Genomic DNA, 15,305 nt, shown 5'->3' with positions numbered 1-15,305 from the left:
TCTACAGTGCTTGAGATTGATTCAATGTTCTTTCCAGACGCTTCAGCTTGCCGGACAGGCTGCCGTCGTACAAACGGTCGCCGATGCGGACTTGAATACCGCCTAGCAAGCTTTTATCTATAACCGATTCCACGCGGATTTGTTTACCGGTCAATTTGCCGAACGTGGCGGCAATATCGTTCAACTCTGCCTCGGACAGCTTCACTGGCGTATATACCGTAGCGTTCGCTTGTCCGAGCGCATCGTTTGCGATCTTTACATAAGCTTTTACAAAGGCTTCCAGCGCCTCTTCGCGTCTTCTCTCAATCAGCAGCTGCAGCGTATTCAATACAGCCTCGGATACGGAGGATTCGAAGATTTGCTTGATCAGCCCAATTTTTACAGCAGCCTCGATGCCCGGGTGTTTAATCAGCTTCGATAAATCCGCATTTTCTTTCAATACCGAAGCGACCGATACAAGCTCTTGCTCTATTTGAGCTACTTGACCTTTTTCCCGTGCGACTTCAAACAAGGCTTTTGCATATCTTTTGGCTGCGATCATGTCCTGGCTCATTGGTTGCCCCCTACTTCTTTCAGGTAGTGCTCAACCAGCTGTTCCTGAGACTTCTCATCGATTTGCTTCTCGATGATTTTGGAAGCGATCATTACGGACATCGCGCTGACTTGGCTGCGGAGAGCCGCAACGGCCAGGTTTTTCTCGGTTTCGATATCGCGAAGCGCTTCTTCTTTAATTCTTGCCGCCTCTTCTTTCGCTTGGCGGATGATATCTTCAGCCTGTTTCCCGCTGGTTACACGGGCCTGCTCGATAATGGCTTTCGCTTCGCTGCGAACTTGCTCAAGAGCGGCCTTCTGTTCGGCGAGGAGCGCATCGGCTTGTTTGCGGTCCTGCTCTGCGCTTTGCAATTGATCAAGAACGAGCTTTCTACGTTGTTCCATCACGCCCATTAACGGTCCGAAAGCATATTTGCTGATCAGCAGCATCAGGATCCCGAACGAAATGATGGCGATGATAAAAGAACTGAATGTGAAATGCATCTATACGTCACTCCCTTCAGAGGGGTAATGGCTGAATCATAATCCGAATGAGTACATTCGGACAAAAGGAAGGCGTGGAGGCTATAGGCTTCCCCGCCCAAGGTTCAAGCATCTTAACCTGCGAATACGAACGTGAAGAGCAATGCAAATACGACCGCGATGATCGGAATCGCCTCGACAAGACCTACACCGATAAACATGACCGTTTGAAGCGTACCTTTAAGCTCTGGTTGACGAGCGATACCGTCAACTGTTTTGCTGACGATCAAACCGTTACCGATACCTGCGCCAAGCGCACCCAAACCGATTGCAATAGCAGCTGCAAGAAATTCCATTGTAAAATATCCTCCTTAAAATTGTTCAATTTTGGTTTTGTTATGTTTAATAAAGCGGATAAGGATCTGAATGCCAGCATAAATACCCGTCCGCATATTACTCTTTGTGTTCAATGGCTTGAGACAAGTAAACCATGGTCAGCGTCGTAAAGACGAACGCCTGAATGGCGCCTACGAACACACTGAAGCCCTGCCAGATGATCAGCGGGAGTATCCCTCCGATACCAGCCATGAGAATAACGGCGATTAAGACTTCACCGGCGTAGATGTTACCAAATAGACGCATGCCGAGCGTCAAGAGTTTGGAGATCTCCTTGACGATATTCAACGGAAACATCACCGCGAACGGTTCGACATAGTGGTGCAAGTAGTGCTTGGTGTTACGTGTAAGTCCCAGATAATGAGTCATGACAATGACCATGAGGGCCAGTCCCATCGTAACAGACAAGTCAGCTGTCGGTGATTTCCACCAACCGATCCCGATGTGTTTGCCGGCTTGATGCGCCGCATCGATCTCCGCTTGCGTTATGCCGAGCCATGGAATCGGCTGCGTTACTTCGGTCACGATGACAAGCGGCAGGCCAAGCATATTGCCGACAAAGATGAACATGATCAGTGTAATCCCAAGCATAATGAAAGCTTTACCCTTCTTCATGTCCATAGTGCCTGCAATGATATTGTGAACAAACTCGACTAACCACTCCAAGAAATTTTGCATTTTGCCGGGATTGTGTACGGAAAGATTGCGGGTTCCGGCAATCGCAATGAGCAGTACGATCAAACATGTAACTGCTATGGTAATGATGGTGGAAAGGTCCCAATCGATTCCTAACCAATTCACTATCGGTAACTCATGCATTCTACTAGTTTCACCCCTTTCCAAGGCATGATGGAATAATTATTTTTTAATTGAAATAATACCCAATAGGAGTGTTGCCAACTGTACAAAAATTAATCCTATGATGGTAGTCCATACAGCAATATGTTCCGGTACTTCGTAAGCCCCCCACACGGCAAGCAAGGAAATCGCGGCTCTTGTGCCGAAGCCGATACCGCCTCTGCGCCTTCTTCCTTCAAGCACCGAATCCGTGAGCTGCCTGATTTTCCACGCCAGATAATGGGCATTGACAAGACTGACGATTGTTCCCAGAATCAATCCGGCAAAGTGCGGGCGATATCCAGGCAACAGCGCCCAAGCCATGAAACAGAAAGACAAAAAAAATATGATAATACGCTGAACCGTTTTCAGGCGGGTCGAAAGTTCATTCATTGCCGTCCCCCCGCATGTAGCTTCGGATGATCAGAAAAGCGCCGGCGGCTCCCGCAAAGAAACCCGCCAACATTCCACCCACAATCCAGAACGGTTCCCCGCCCTGACGTTCGCTCATCCAATTGCCCAGCCAATAACCGGCCAACATGCAAACGCCCAAATCAATGCCAATGCTGCCCAATAGAGCAACGGCTCGCCACGGATTATCATTGGAATTTTGTCGTTTCATAAGCCTTCCTTATCAATCCTAGTTTATTTTAGCGGAGTAAAGTCACATTTGTCAATTACGAAGTCTGGTAACCCTTCTGTGATAAAAACGCAAAAAACCTTGATATATCAACCTTTTTTTGCATTCCAAACCAAACAGTAGAGATGTATGGTGTAACGTTTGTCATCAGATTGTCACGGTTGGAACGGCTCGGGTCTATCCGACCTATGGTTGAAATGGAAAAGGATAGCTTGCACGATCCGTTCGGACGCCTTGCCGTCGCCGTAAGGATTGGCCGACCGGCTCATTCTTTCGTACATAGCCGTGTCGCTCAGCAGTGCTTTAGCCCGCTCATATACCCTCTGTTCGTCGGTGCCGACCAGCTCCAACGTTCCCGCGTCGATTCCTTCCGGCCGCTCGGTCGTCTCCCTCAGCACCAGCACCGGTACGCCGAATGACGGCGCTTCTTCCTGAAGCCCTCCGGAGTCGGTCAGAATGAGATGCGCATGGGGATAAAAATTGTGGAACTCAAACACATCGAGCGGATCGATAAGTTTGATCCGGTCATGGCCGCTAAGCAGTTCATAAGCCGGTTCCTTTACAGCCGGGCTCGGATGCACCGGATATACGATCGCGATATCTTCGAATTCATCGGCCAGACGGCGTACCGCACGGAAAATTTGGCGGTGCGGCTCCCCCTGCGACTCCCGGCGATGTGCGGTCATCAATACCAGGCGTTTGCCTTGTGCCCATTCAAGCACCGGGTGGGAGAACGACGGACGAACCGTGTATTGAAACACGTCGGTCACGGTATTCCCCGTAACGAAGATGGAATCTTCCCGCTTGTTTTCTTTGCGCAGGTTTCCTGCAGACCAGTTCGTCGGAGCAAAGTGGAGATCGGACAGAACTCCGGTCAGCTGGCGGTTCATTTCCTCAGGATAAGGAGACAGCTTGTTCCACGTCCGAAGACCCGCTTCCACATGACCCACTTGGATTTGCTGCATAAACGCGGCGTAGCTCGCCAGAAATGTCGTTAACGTGTCCCCGTGAACAAGAATCAGATCCGGTTTTTCTTCTCTGAATACCGGATCCAGTCCTTGAAGTACACGGATCGATATTTCATTCAAGGTCTGACGTTCTTTCATGACGTCCAAATCGTAGTCCGGCTTGATGGAGAATATATCCAGTACCTGATCGAGCATTTGGCGATGCTGTGCCGTAACGCAAACAAGCGACTCGATTTGCCCGGGATACTTTTCCAGCTCCTTCACCAACGGAGCCATTTTGATGGCTTCCGGTCTGGTGCCGAAGATGGTGATTACTTTCGTTTTTTTCATCGCTCTCGGCTTCCCTTCCCTCTTCCGAATTCAGCAGCTTACTTTGTTCCGAACAGCCGATCGCCCGCATCGCCGAGCCCCGGCACTATGTATCCGTGGTCGTTCAAATGGTCGTCGATAGCCGCTACATAAAGATCAACGTCAGGATGCGCCTTTTGCACAGCCTGCACACCTTCCGGCGCAGCAATCAGGCACATCAGCTTAATCTGCGTGCAGCCCCTTTTCTTCAGCGCTTCGATCGCCGCATTAGCCGAACCGCCCGTGGCGAGCATCGGATCAATTACGATCAGCTCCCGTTCCTGCACATCCGTCGGAAGCTTGGCATAGTATTCCACCGGCTCCAGCGTATCCGGGTCCCGGTACAACCCGATATGCCCCACTTTGGCGGCAGGGACCAGCTTCAGAATCCCGTCTACCATACCGAGGCCGGCGCGCAGAATCGGAATAAGACCCAGCATACGGCCGGAGATCACTCTGCACTCGGCGGTCGTAACAGGTGTGCGCACCTGCACCTTTTCGAGCGGAATGTCTCTTGTTATTTCGTAAGCCATCAATGTGGCCACTTCATCCACCAGCTCGCGGAAATCTTTCGTGGTGGTATTCTCATCCCGAATGTAGGTCAGCTTATGCTGAATCAACGGATGGTCGCAAACAAACACTTTACCCATGCAAGGTCCTCCTATAACGCTATAAAGCCCAAAATCTTGTCTATTATACCACAACTACCGATACTTATCCCAATCGGGAAAAAAACGCCAACCAACGCAAATGAATCCAAATCAACGTTACGCATTCTACAGACCGCGTTCCCTGGCTGAGGAGCGGTCTATTGCTATTTGGACACGCCAAGCCTGCCAAGATCATAAAAGAAAGCGTCTGGAAAATTCCATGGACGCCAAAAAAAATGATAGTTTATTTCACTTCACTGGCTATCAGCCGTTCATCCCTTGTCTTATAAACCGAATGTACTGCCCCATTTATTATAGCACAATGTCACCCGTTCTTCTTCTGCAATGATCCACGTGAAACATAAATATGCCGGCTCCTCATATAAAGAGCCGGCCTTTGTTGGTTTTAGCGATCATTAATACTGAAGTCCGGGATACAGCGGGAATTGTGCCGTCAAATCTTTCACCATACCGCGCACCTTCTCATGCACAGCCTGATCGGACGGATTCTTAAGCGTAAGCGAAATAATCTTGGCGATGGTTTTCATAGCTTCCTGATTCATACCTCGGGCTGTGGCCGCAGGAGTACCGATCCGGATACCGCTGGTCACGAACGGGCTGGTCGGATCGAACGGAATGGCGTTCTTGTTTACCGTCACGCCCACTTCATCGAGCAGATGCTCCGCTTCTTTACCCGTCAGGTTCAAGCTGCGAAGATCGATCAGCATCAGGTGGTTGTCCGTTCCCCCGGAAACAAGGTTGATTCCTTCCGCCATCAAACCATCTGCCAATGTTTTCGCATTGTTTACAACATTCTGAGCGTATGATTTGAACTCCGGCTGCAGCGCCTCTCCCAAGGCCACCGCTTTGGCCGCGATGATATGCATCAGCGGACCGCCTTGCGAGCCTGGGAACACCGCTTTGTCAATCGCGGCAGCCCATGGTTTGCGGCACAGGATCATACCGCCTCGAGGCCCGCGAAGCGTCTTATGCGTTGTCGTTGTTACAAAATGAGCGTGCGGCACCGGATTTGGATGCAGGCCTGCAGCCACAAGACCGGCAATATGAGCCATGTCCACCATAAACAGCGCGCCGACGTCATTTGCAATTTGCGCCAAGGCTTCGAAGTCGATGATGCGCGGGTATGCGCTGGCACCGGCTACAATCAAGCGCGGCTTGTGCTTGAACGCCGCTTTGCGGACTTCGTCATAATCGATGCGGGAATCTTTCTCACTTACGCCATAGGCTGCGAAGTTATACAAAATTCCGGATGCATTGACCGGACTGCCGTGCGTCAGATGACCGCCGTGCGCCAGGTTCATCCCCAGGATCGTCTCCCCCGGTTGTACCGCAGCAAGGTAAACGGCCATGTTCGCCTGGGCGCCGGAGTGCGGCTGAACGTTCGCATGCTCAGCGCCAAACAATTCTTTCGCGCGGTCGCGTGCGATATCCTCGACGATGTCGACGTATTCGCAGCCGCCATAGTAACGCTTATTCGGGTAACCTTCCGCATATTTGTTGGTCAACACGGTACCCATCGCCTCAAGCACCGCTTGGCTGACGAAATTTTCGGACGCGATCAGCTCGATTTTGTCGCGTTGACGACCGAGCTCAAGATTCATTGCTTCCACGATTTTCGGGTCTTGTTTGCGAAGAAATTCCATGTAAGTTATCCTCCTTGAATATTACGAGATCTATTTTGAATACGAATAGGCGAGTCCATCTCAATCACAAGTTCTGTCGGACGCCTGTGTATCGATCGTATAGACTGCCCGAGCACCCCCGATCAGCTTCGGCCGGGTATAAGCCATCTGCACGTGCGCCCCGCCGATCTGCCGGATCGACGGCCGCAGCGGCACCGCTACACGCTTCAAATGCATACCGATGAGCGTTCCCCCGATATCCAGTCCCGCATGCGCCTGAACGGTCTCCACAACAACAGCCTCCTTCAGATGCCTGAAGGCATAGGAAGCCATTGAGCCCCCGGCTTTGGGCACCGGTATGACACTCACTTGTTCCAGTCCATACCGCAGCATCGTTTCCTTTTCCACAACGAGCGCCCGGTTCAAATGTTCACAGCACTGGTAAACGGGAAAAAAGCCGATCTTCTCCCGCACCGCTTCTACTCCGGCATAAATTTCCCGGGCCGCTTCTTCGCTTCCCGCTGTGCCGATATGTTTACCGAGCACCTCGCTGGTGCTTGTCCCTATGACCAGAAGCTGTCCCGCTTCTACCCCGCCTGCCTTGACCAGCTCACGGACGATGATTTCTACTTGAGAACGTATCGTAGTCAGGTTTATGTTCATGACTGCTTTACCTCGAATTAAGGATGCAGCGCATATTTGTCTTCCAACGCTTTCACTTTGGCAACGCGGTTTTTGTGCCGCTCCCCGTTTGAAAATTCGGTCTCCAGCCAAATTTTGACGATTTCCTGAGCTACACCGGGTCCGATGACGCGCTCGCCCATCGCCAGCACATTGGAATCGTTATGCTCGCGGGTCGCCTTGGCCGAGAACAAATCGTGTACCAGCGCACAGCGGATGCCCGGCACTTTATTGGCCGCAATCGTCATCCCGATCCCCGTTCCGCAAATCAGGATTCCCCTGTCCGCTTCCCCGGCAACGATTTTCTCGCACACGGCGAGCGCATAGTCCGAGTAATCCACGGAATCGGAGCAGTCACAGCCGCAATTCAGCACTTGATGCCCCATCGACTCAAGAAACGGAATTAATTCATCCTTTAACCGATATCCCGCATGATCCGCACCCATTGCTATTTTCATCACGTTTGCCTCCTCACTTAGTCATTTCATTATAACCTAAACAAGCGGTAAACACGAAAAAAGAGCATGACACATGCGCTCTCCGCGCATCGTGTTGCTCTTTCGCCCAGGCGACCGGCCGTATGTCCCGATGCTCCACTGTGGTTTATTCCACTCGTCGCCAGTTACACCGGGCACTGATGATTGATAAGTTTATCATATCCCATTAAGCGTTTGCTGTAAAGCCCAACTTCCCGTATCGGGACCCTCCGTCGGCTCCTGATGTTAACGGTCTTTTTTCAGCTTCGCCGCCAGCTTGATCAAGCACTCCTCGATCTCCCAGGCGCATTTTTCATACTCCCTGTAGGATCCTCCGAACGGATCTGCGATGTCCGGCAGCGGCAATTCTTTTTGCAGGGTGAGTACACGCTCTCTCTCTTCCTCAGTAATTTGCCCGGACAGCGCTTGTTTCAGCTCCAGCTCGGTAATCAGACTTTCCATCTCCGATATTTTATCCGCTAACTGCGGGTCATCCTGCACATATTCCTTCAGTGTATACACCTTGTCCACAGCCTCGGGATACAGTTGAATCGTATGCCTCTTATGACTGGAAGTCATCGTCAGCACCAAATCCGCCCAATCGATCAGGATCTGTGACAGAAATGTTGAGGCCGACGGTCCGACACAGCCTTTATTCTTCAACACGGAAGCCGCGTGGTCAGATAACTGCGTTCCCTCGTACGCCGCTACGCCGGCCGAACGCACCTCAATGTCCGTTAGTCCTTCTTCAGAAAGAATTTTACGCATTATTCCTTCCGCCATCGGACTGCGGCAAGTATTGCCCGTACAAACGAACAAGATTCGGTTCATCGCGTTCTCCCCGCCTTTCCGTAGTTCATATTTTGGTTTCTCATAATCATATTGTACCCCAAAAGCAAGCAAATATGGAACTTCACCTTTAAAGCAAAAACTTGATGCCGAAAGCCAGCAGGATCACTCCCCCGAGCGCTTCGCCATATTCTCCGATCCATTGTCCGACTCGCCGTCCAAGCAGCAGACCGATGACCGACATCAAGCCTCCCGCCACGCCAAACATCAGCACCGTAAGCAGGACATCGCCTGCAAACATCCCCAGTGAAACGCCCACAGAGAAAGAATCGATGCTTACACTCAGAGAGAACAGCGTCAAGCCCAAAAAGGAACGATAATCGTAAGACTTGGACTCCTCTGTCCGCAGAGAACTATATACCATATGCAATCCCAGCAGAAGTAGAAGAATACCGCCGCACATCGTAGCCACTTTACCGAGCAGCATGCTGATATATCCGCCCATCCACATGCCGGCCAACGGCATAATCATATGAAATAAGGCGGTGGTTACGCTAATTTTTAAAATATCGAGCTTACGGATACCCTTCATTCCGATCCCCAGCCCCAGTGACAGCGCATCCAGACCGAGGGCAACCGCCATGAGTCCGATGGATATGATTTGGGCCCACACCAGCGGTGACGCCAAGTCCATTTCTACCCTACCCCCTGTCCTATTCTAAATCAACATATGCGGACAAGGGCAGAAAGATGACTTGAGGCGGATGTGCTGCTGCAGGGATGGACAGGGAAAGCTCGCTAGAGCGTCACGATTCGCCCGCCGGCGGCTTTGCGCAGGCGGTTCATGATCGCGGCCCCGATCCCCTCTTCGGGGCACGCTTGGGCTGTGATGAAGCCGACACCGGCTTCATCGAATTCGCGGAGCGCGGCGTAGAGTCCTTGGGCGACCGTTTCGAGGTCGTCCAGACGGCCGCACGCGACGACGCAGTCCGCGCGGAACGCACCGGCGTACTCGCCGTAGGTGAGGACGCCGGTGCGCTCGCCGCGCGCGCGGGCCTCATTGAGCTCGCGCTGCATGCGAGCGAGAATCTGTTCGGGCGCCGTGCCCTGGCGGCCTTGAACAAGCAGCAGCGCGCCGCGGGGCGCATAATGGGCATATTTCATGCCCGGGGCGCGCGGAGCGGACGGCTCCTGGTGCTCGGGGCTTGCCTCGAGCACTGGGATATGAGGCGGCAGCGCCTGGCGCAGCTGCTCAAGCGTAACCCCCCCGGGCCGCAGGATGTGAAGCGCGCCTCCGGCGTACTCCACAACCGTCGACTCGACGCCGACGCCGGTCTCCCCGCCGTCAACGATACCGCCAATGCGTCCCTCCAAATCTTCCAGCACGTGCGCTGCCTGCGTCGGGCTCGGGCGTCCCGATCGGTTCGCGCTGGGCGCCGCGACCGGGCATCCCGCCGCGGCGATCAGTTGCAGCGCAACAGGGTGGTCCGGCATGCGCAGCCCGACCGTGGACAACCCTGCGGTCACAAGCGGGGATAATACCCCGGGACGAACGGGCAACACAACGGTCAGCGGCCCCGGCCAAAACGCATCCAGCAAACGCGAAACGGCCTCATCCGGCGGAGCCGCCAGCTCCTCCAGTTGAGACCTGTCTGCAATATGCACAATCAGAGGGTTATCCGACGGCCGGCCTTTGGCCGAGAAGATGCCGGCCACCGCTTCTGAACTGCAGGCATCGGCCCCAAGACCATACACCGTCTCCGTCGGAAACGCCACTGTCCGTCCTTGCCGGAGAAGCTGCGCAGCCTCCTGCAGCTTCTCCGGATCGGGATGCTGCCCGTCTACCTCCCATACCATCGTCTCTATCGTCATCGGGATTACCTCTTCCTTTCCCTGCATCCAATGGCTTCATATGGCTAAAGCGCTCAAACGAACCAGGAACCGATTTTTTTGAGCATATCCCAAAGGAAAAACCGAACCTCCGGCTGGGCGGCCGCAGCAGCATTCTTTTCGGATTCGGCGTTTTCCTTGGATGTCTTTATTTCCTTAGCCTGTGTTTTGTCTTTCGGTACGTTGTCCCGGTCTTCCTTGGCCGCCCCGGTTTCTTTATCCTCTTTACTTGCCTCCCCGGCCGGCTCGGATTCCTTCGGCTCAGCAGCATACGCTGTGTTCCTTTTGACCACCATCTCCGAATCAACAAAACAGAGCGGCGGAAACAGCACGCACCACCAATTTTGTCCTTCCGCCGCCCCGATGGAAACGCGCAGCGCCTCATAATCACCGGCAGGATACACTTGATTCCCGTACATTTTCGTCGGAAACGGAACGACGCCCAGTTCTACATTATAGCTATAGTCAAAACCGTTCTTCCGCAGCGTCTCACCCACCAGCTCGTTCAACTCCGGCAAATGCTCCCGGACCACTTCGCGGGCTTCTTGGATGCCTTGCGGAGCCGTAACCCAACCGTTCATTTGTTCCACAATGGCGTCGCGCACCTCGCGCTTGAGCCATTGATCAAGGGCCGCATCGGAATGAGCCAGGATGCGCAGACGAATCGATTCCTGCGGTATGACGGCGCTTTGCACTTCCCCGCTCCCGGCGGGCGATGCAAACAAGACGGCATTCGATCGCTGGGATTCCCAGCAAGCAAGCAGCACCATAAAAGCAAAAGCCAAATACGCATACCGTTTCCACGCAAACCGTTTGACCATTCCGGACAGCCCCTCTCCAATCTCGAACTCTAGCTCTTCTAGTTGCTAGTATGTCCGGATTAAGAGAGTTTAAACGCAGGCGGATCAAAACAACGAATGCTGCCTTCTCCGTAAAGCGATCACGTGCCGGTCAATGCCGGCCAAATCGGGAATGGTTCGAATCTCGTCCCAATCCGCCGCGCGTTCCAGCAGCTGCCTGACCTCTTGAGCTTGCCCCATCCCGACCTCAAAGCCGACCAAAGCCGGCATTGCAGGCAGCTCGGCAAGCTGCGCCGTCAACCGGCGGTACGGCACCAGCCCGTCCGCGCCGCCATACAGTGCCGTCCGCGGCTCGAACAGCCTCACCTCCGGCTGAAGCCCCTCCTCATCCGCCTCCGGAATGTACGGCGGATTCGATATGACCAGATCGAGCCGCTCGCCGCGCTCGATCCACGGAGCCAGCAGGTCTCCTTCGAAGAAGGCGATTCGCTCGGCTACCCCGTGGCGCACCGCATTGGCTTTGGCCACCTCCAGCGCGTCCGGCGAGATGTCCGAGGCCATCACCCGCCACCGCGGGCACTGTACGGCAAGGCTCACCGCGATGGCCCCGCTGCCGGTGCCGATGTCCGCCACTGCCGGGCTCTCGCCATCTTTCCACAATTGCCGTCCGAGCAGCACGGCCTGCTCAACCAGCAGCTCCGTCTCCGGCCTCGGGATGAGCACCGCCGGCGTTACCGTATAGGAAAGCCCGTAGAACTCCTGCTCTCCTATGATATACTGCACCGGTTCACCACTCGCCTTGCGGGCAAGCAGCCGCTTCCAGTCCGCCTCCCGCTCCGGCGGGAAGGGCTCGGGCCAGCGGAGGAGCAGTCCGCTGCGGCTCTCGCCCAGCAGATACTCGAGCAGCCGTCCGGCATTCGCCTCCGGCTCCCGCACACCGCTGCGCCGCAAAAAAGAAGAAGCCTCTGCATAGGCTTCACGTATCGTCATCGGCCGATCTTCACGCACCGGCGTATTCTCCTTTTTCGATCTGCTCGGTTTGCGAAGCAATGGTCAGCGCGGAGATGATTTCATCCATCTCGCCATTGAGCACGGCGTCAAGGCGATGCAGCGTCAGGCCGATCCGATGGTCCGTCACCCGGCTTTGCGGGAAGTTATAGGTACGGATCCGCTCCGAACGGTCTCCCGTCCCGATCTTGCTCTTGCGCTCGGCGCCATACTTCTCCATCTCTTCCTGCTGCATTTTATCGTAGATCCGGGCCCGCAGCACCTGCAGCGCCTTCTCTTTGTTCGAGTTTTGCGATTTGCCGTCCTGGCAGGTGGCTACGATTCCGGTCGGGATGTGTGTTACGCGTACCGCCGACTTTGTCGTATTGACCGATTGCCCGCCCGCTCCACTGGAACAGAACGTATCGACACGGATATCCGAATCCAGGATTTCGATATCGAATTCTTCCATCTCCGGCATCACGGATACCGTCGAAGTGGACGTATGAATACGTCCCCCCGATTCGGTCGCCGGGATACGCTGTACGCGATGTGCGCCGCTCTCAAACTTCAGCTTGCTGTAGGCCCCTTTGCCGCTCACCAAAAAAATAATCTCTTTAAATCCGCCGAGATCATTCATATTCACATCCAGCACTTCCGTCCGCCAGCCCTGTGAATCGGCATACTTCGTATACATCCGGTACAGGTCGGCGGCAAACAATGCCGCTTCGTCCCCGCCAGCGGCACCGCGGATTTCCACAATCACGTTCTTATCGTCATTCGGATCCTTCGGCATCATCAGCACCTTGATGCGCTCTTCCAGCTTGGCTTTACGCTCTGACAGTTCTTCAAGCTCCAGCTTCACCAATTCCTTCATTTCGTCGTCCAGCTTTTCATTCTGCATGACCCGCGCCGCTTCGTACTGCTCCGACACGCTCTTGTATTCCATATACGCGTCGTAGGCCTCCTGAAGATCGGATTGCTCCTTGGAATATTCCCGCAGCTTTTTGGAATCACTCGTCACGTTCGGGTCACAGAGCAGTTCGCTTAATTTCTCATATCGGTCAGCCAATGCTTGCAACCGATCCAGCATCTGATTTCACCCTTTCTTTTTTGAGTATATGCATCAAGCCAAAATTCCTTATACATTGAAACGGAAATGCATGACGTCTCCGTCTTTGACGACATATTCCTTGCCCTCGAGGCGCAGCAGCCCTTTTTCCTTGGCTCCGTTCATTGAACCCGATGCGATCAGATCGTCGTACCCAACGACCTCCGCCCGAATAAAGCCGCGCTCAAAATCGGTGTGGATGACTCCGGCCGCTTGAGGCGCCTTCGTACCCTTGCGGATCGTCCAAGCGCGGACCTCCTGCACTCCCGCCGTAAAATACGTATACAGCCCAAGCAAGCGGTACGCCGCTTGAATCAACCGGTTCAAGCCGGAATCCTGAAGCCCCAGCTCCTCGAGAAACATCTGCTTGTCCTCGCCTTCGAGCTCGGCGATTTCCGATTCCACCTTTGCGCTGATCGGCACCACTTCTGCGCCTTCCTTAGCAGCATACTCACGTACCTTTTGGACGTAAGGGTTGTCTTCCGCGTTGGCCACCTCCGCCTCGCTGACATTTGCCGCATACAGCACCGGCTTCATCGTAAGCAAGTGCAAGTCGCGAATCAGCAGCTTTTCCTCGTCGCTAAGCTCCACACTGCGGGCCGGCTTATCGTTATACAGCGCTTCTTTCACCCGTTCGAGGCATTCGACCTCCTGCGCGTATTTTTTGTCCCCGCTCTTCATATTTTTACGCGACCGCTCAATTCGTTTATCTACCGAGTCCACATCCGCTAGAATCAGCTCGAGATTAATGGTCTCGATATCGCTGATCGGATCCACAACTCCTGATACATGGGTAATATTCTCGTCCTGGAAGCAGCGAACCACGTGTACGATTGCATCCACCTCGCGGATATGAGCCAGAAACTTATTGCCAAGCCCCTCGCCTTTGCTTGCGCCTTTCACAAGGCCCGCAATATCGACGAATTCAAATGCTGTCGGCACAATACGGTTCGGGTTCACGATCTCGGCCAGCCGGTGCAAACGCTCATCCGGAACCTCTACTACACCAACGTTAGGATCTATGGTACAAAAAGGGTAGTTCGCCGACTCCGCCCCGGCTTGCGTAATTGCATTAAACAACGTTGACTTGCCGACGTTCGGCAGTCCGACGATCCCTGCTTTCAATGCCATGTCAAGGACAACTCCTTAAAAGTTCAACTAGTAAATTCCTAACATAAGATTATACTACAAATACAGCCCCCATGTCATCTGACCGGTTGAGGAAAATCCTGCTCCGCCTGAAAACAAAAAACCGGCCCGCTTCCCGCCAGACCGGTTTGGATCCTTCCTTTATTGTGCCGGCTGCCCCGAAATCCTGCGCAGCTCATTGGCCAGACGATGAAACTCCGCTTGAGCCGATGCATCATTTACAGCAAAGTAGGATGCCGACAAAAAGCGGATCATCTTGTTTGCATCCTCCGCAGAGATGAGTATCTGCTGCTCCGGTATGACGCTTGCCCGGTACTCTTCTTCTACATCCCTCACGAAATCGGAAAACGTTTTGCCGAGCTGCCGAAGCGGCTGCTGCGGGTCGCTGCGGCGCGCCGGATCCAGCATATAATGGCCTGCAATGTCGGTAGACGGGTTTAGACCGTAACGGTAGCAGGCATAGGCCATCACCCACACATAACGCTTGTACGATTCCGTCAGACGGATACGCCCTCCGTGGCACAGCTCCACCGCCCCCGCCGCATCGTTCGCATCAGCTCCATATCTGGCATTGTCCGTTGTAACATTATAAACGACATGATATGCTTTCTCCGCAGGCCCGGTCAAAAAGGGAATGCACTCCAGGATTTCGTTATCATCAACAAAAATATGTGCCGAGGATGACATATCGTTGCTCGTTCGTTGAAAATACGAGACGTTAGCTGCGGCCGTCGACCCCGGATTGCCCGTGTCATGCGCAACCATAAAACGGCACCGAGCAAGCGGCAGCATCGGCCGCCGCTTGCTTGGGCCAGGCAAATAGCGCGGAATAATCTCATACTTCATTTGAAACGGCACGTTTGCTCACCACCTTTAAGCATGATTGCTTGAATCAACTTATGCTAAAAGGCGCGCTTGATCCGCGG

At 53.7% G+C, this 15,305-nt stretch carries 19 protein-coding genes and 1 riboswitch; all 19 genes read right to left on the bottom strand.

Features of this window, described 5'->3' with window-relative positions:
* Window position 1 precedes the first annotated feature (1 nt).
* Window positions 2-553, bottom strand: coding sequence for a F0F1 ATP synthase subunit delta (locus tag EXW96_RS26115; RefSeq protein ID WP_054817701.1), 552 nt, complete (start codon window positions 551-553; stop codon window positions 2-4).
* Window positions 550-1,035, bottom strand: coding sequence for a F0F1 ATP synthase subunit B (gene atpF / locus EXW96_RS26110; protein WP_054817702.1), 486 nt, complete (start codon window positions 1,033-1,035; stop codon window positions 550-552). The genes EXW96_RS26115 and atpF overlap by 4 nt, the downstream gene beginning before the upstream one ends.
* Before the next feature lie 113 nt (window positions 1,036-1,148).
* Window positions 1,149-1,370, bottom strand: coding sequence for a F0F1 ATP synthase subunit C (gene atpE / locus EXW96_RS26105; RefSeq protein ID WP_054817703.1), 222 nt, complete (start codon window positions 1,368-1,370; stop codon window positions 1,149-1,151).
* A gap of 97 nt (window positions 1,371-1,467) precedes the next feature.
* On the bottom strand, window positions 1,468-2,229 hold the full coding sequence (gene atpB / locus EXW96_RS26100; protein ID WP_054817704.1) for a F0F1 ATP synthase subunit A: 762 nt from the start codon (window positions 2,227-2,229) through the stop codon (window positions 1,468-1,470).
* A 39-nt stretch (window positions 2,230-2,268) separates the two neighbouring features.
* Window positions 2,269-2,640 (bottom strand): ATP synthase subunit I, encoded by a 372-nt coding sequence (locus EXW96_RS26095; protein ID WP_054817705.1) that lies wholly within the window; start codon window positions 2,638-2,640, stop codon window positions 2,269-2,271.
* Window positions 2,633-2,869 carry an AtpZ/AtpI family protein gene (locus EXW96_RS26090; protein WP_054817706.1) on the bottom strand — a complete coding sequence of 79 codons (237 nt, stop codon included), beginning with the start codon at window positions 2,867-2,869 and terminating at the stop codon, window positions 2,633-2,635. Before EXW96_RS26090 ends, EXW96_RS26095 begins: the two co-directional genes overlap by 8 nt.
* A 173-nt stretch (window positions 2,870-3,042) precedes the next feature.
* Window positions 3,043-4,185, bottom strand: a complete 1,143-nt coding sequence (wecB, locus tag EXW96_RS26085; protein WP_137670874.1) for a non-hydrolyzing UDP-N-acetylglucosamine 2-epimerase — start codon at window positions 4,183-4,185, stop codon at window positions 3,043-3,045.
* A gap of 38 nt (window positions 4,186-4,223) precedes the next feature.
* Window positions 4,224-4,853, bottom strand: a complete 630-nt coding sequence (gene upp / locus EXW96_RS26080; RefSeq protein ID WP_054817707.1) for a uracil phosphoribosyltransferase — start codon at window positions 4,851-4,853, stop codon at window positions 4,224-4,226.
* Between the two features lie 416 nt (window positions 4,854-5,269).
* Window positions 5,270-6,517 carry a serine hydroxymethyltransferase gene (locus tag EXW96_RS26075; RefSeq protein ID WP_062410172.1) on the bottom strand — a complete coding sequence of 416 codons (1,248 nt, stop codon included), beginning with the start codon at window positions 6,515-6,517 and terminating at the stop codon, window positions 5,270-5,272.
* A 60-nt stretch (window positions 6,518-6,577) separates the two neighbouring features.
* Window positions 6,578-7,159 (bottom strand): TIGR01440 family protein, encoded by a 582-nt coding sequence (locus EXW96_RS26070; protein WP_174351759.1) that lies wholly within the window; start codon window positions 7,157-7,159, stop codon window positions 6,578-6,580.
* 17 nt (window positions 7,160-7,176) lie between these two features.
* Window positions 7,177-7,635 (bottom strand): ribose 5-phosphate isomerase B, encoded by a 459-nt coding sequence (rpiB, locus tag EXW96_RS26065; RefSeq protein WP_062410174.1) that lies wholly within the window; start codon window positions 7,633-7,635, stop codon window positions 7,177-7,179.
* A 97-nt stretch (window positions 7,636-7,732) separates the two neighbouring features.
* Window positions 7,733-7,813: riboswitch (ZMP/ZTP riboswitch) on the bottom strand.
* An 86-nt stretch (window positions 7,814-7,899) separates the two neighbouring features.
* Window positions 7,900-8,484: a low molecular weight protein arginine phosphatase gene (locus EXW96_RS26060; protein ID WP_062411093.1), complete on the bottom strand. Its 585-nt coding sequence runs from the start codon at window positions 8,482-8,484 to the stop codon at window positions 7,900-7,902.
* 88 nt (window positions 8,485-8,572) lie between these two features.
* Window positions 8,573-9,136 (bottom strand): manganese efflux pump MntP, encoded by a 564-nt coding sequence (locus EXW96_RS26055; protein ID WP_137670873.1) that lies wholly within the window; start codon window positions 9,134-9,136, stop codon window positions 8,573-8,575.
* A gap of 104 nt (window positions 9,137-9,240) precedes the next feature.
* On the bottom strand, window positions 9,241-10,314 hold the full coding sequence (locus EXW96_RS26050) for an L-threonylcarbamoyladenylate synthase (RefSeq protein ID WP_174351758.1): 1,074 nt from the start codon (window positions 10,312-10,314) through the stop codon (window positions 9,241-9,243).
* Window positions 10,315-10,367: 53 nt separating this feature from the next.
* On the bottom strand, window positions 10,368-11,153 hold the full coding sequence (gene spoIIR / locus EXW96_RS26045; protein ID WP_174351757.1) for a stage II sporulation protein R: 786 nt from the start codon (window positions 11,151-11,153) through the stop codon (window positions 10,368-10,370).
* A gap of 84 nt (window positions 11,154-11,237) precedes the next feature.
* The gene (gene prmC / locus EXW96_RS26040) at window positions 11,238-12,122 is read right to left on the bottom strand and encodes a peptide chain release factor N(5)-glutamine methyltransferase (RefSeq protein ID WP_174351776.1); all 885 of its coding nucleotides are present in this window, start codon (window positions 12,120-12,122) and stop codon (window positions 11,238-11,240) included.
* A gap of 10 nt (window positions 12,123-12,132) precedes the next feature.
* Window positions 12,133-13,212, bottom strand: coding sequence for a peptide chain release factor 1 (prfA, locus tag EXW96_RS26035; protein WP_062410178.1), 1,080 nt, complete (start codon window positions 13,210-13,212; stop codon window positions 12,133-12,135).
* 48 nt (window positions 13,213-13,260) lie between these two features.
* Window positions 13,261-14,361: a redox-regulated ATPase YchF gene (ychF, locus tag EXW96_RS26030; protein ID WP_174351756.1), complete on the bottom strand. Its 1,101-nt coding sequence runs from the start codon at window positions 14,359-14,361 to the stop codon at window positions 13,261-13,263.
* A 159-nt stretch (window positions 14,362-14,520) separates the two neighbouring features.
* Window positions 14,521-15,237: a peptidoglycan recognition protein family protein gene (locus EXW96_RS26025; protein ID WP_174351755.1), complete on the bottom strand. Its 717-nt coding sequence runs from the start codon at window positions 15,235-15,237 to the stop codon at window positions 14,521-14,523.
* Window positions 15,238-15,305: the final 68 nt, after the last annotated feature.

The sequence above is a fragment of the Paenibacillus sp. JMULE4 genome (assembly GCF_013337105.1).
In the GTDB taxonomy this organism is placed as follows: domain Bacteria; phylum Bacillota; class Bacilli; order Paenibacillales; family NBRC-103111; genus Paenibacillus_G; species Paenibacillus_G naphthalenovorans.
The sequence above is the reverse complement of the archived record's forward strand: the minus strand, read 5'-3'. Positions and strand labels throughout refer to the sequence as shown.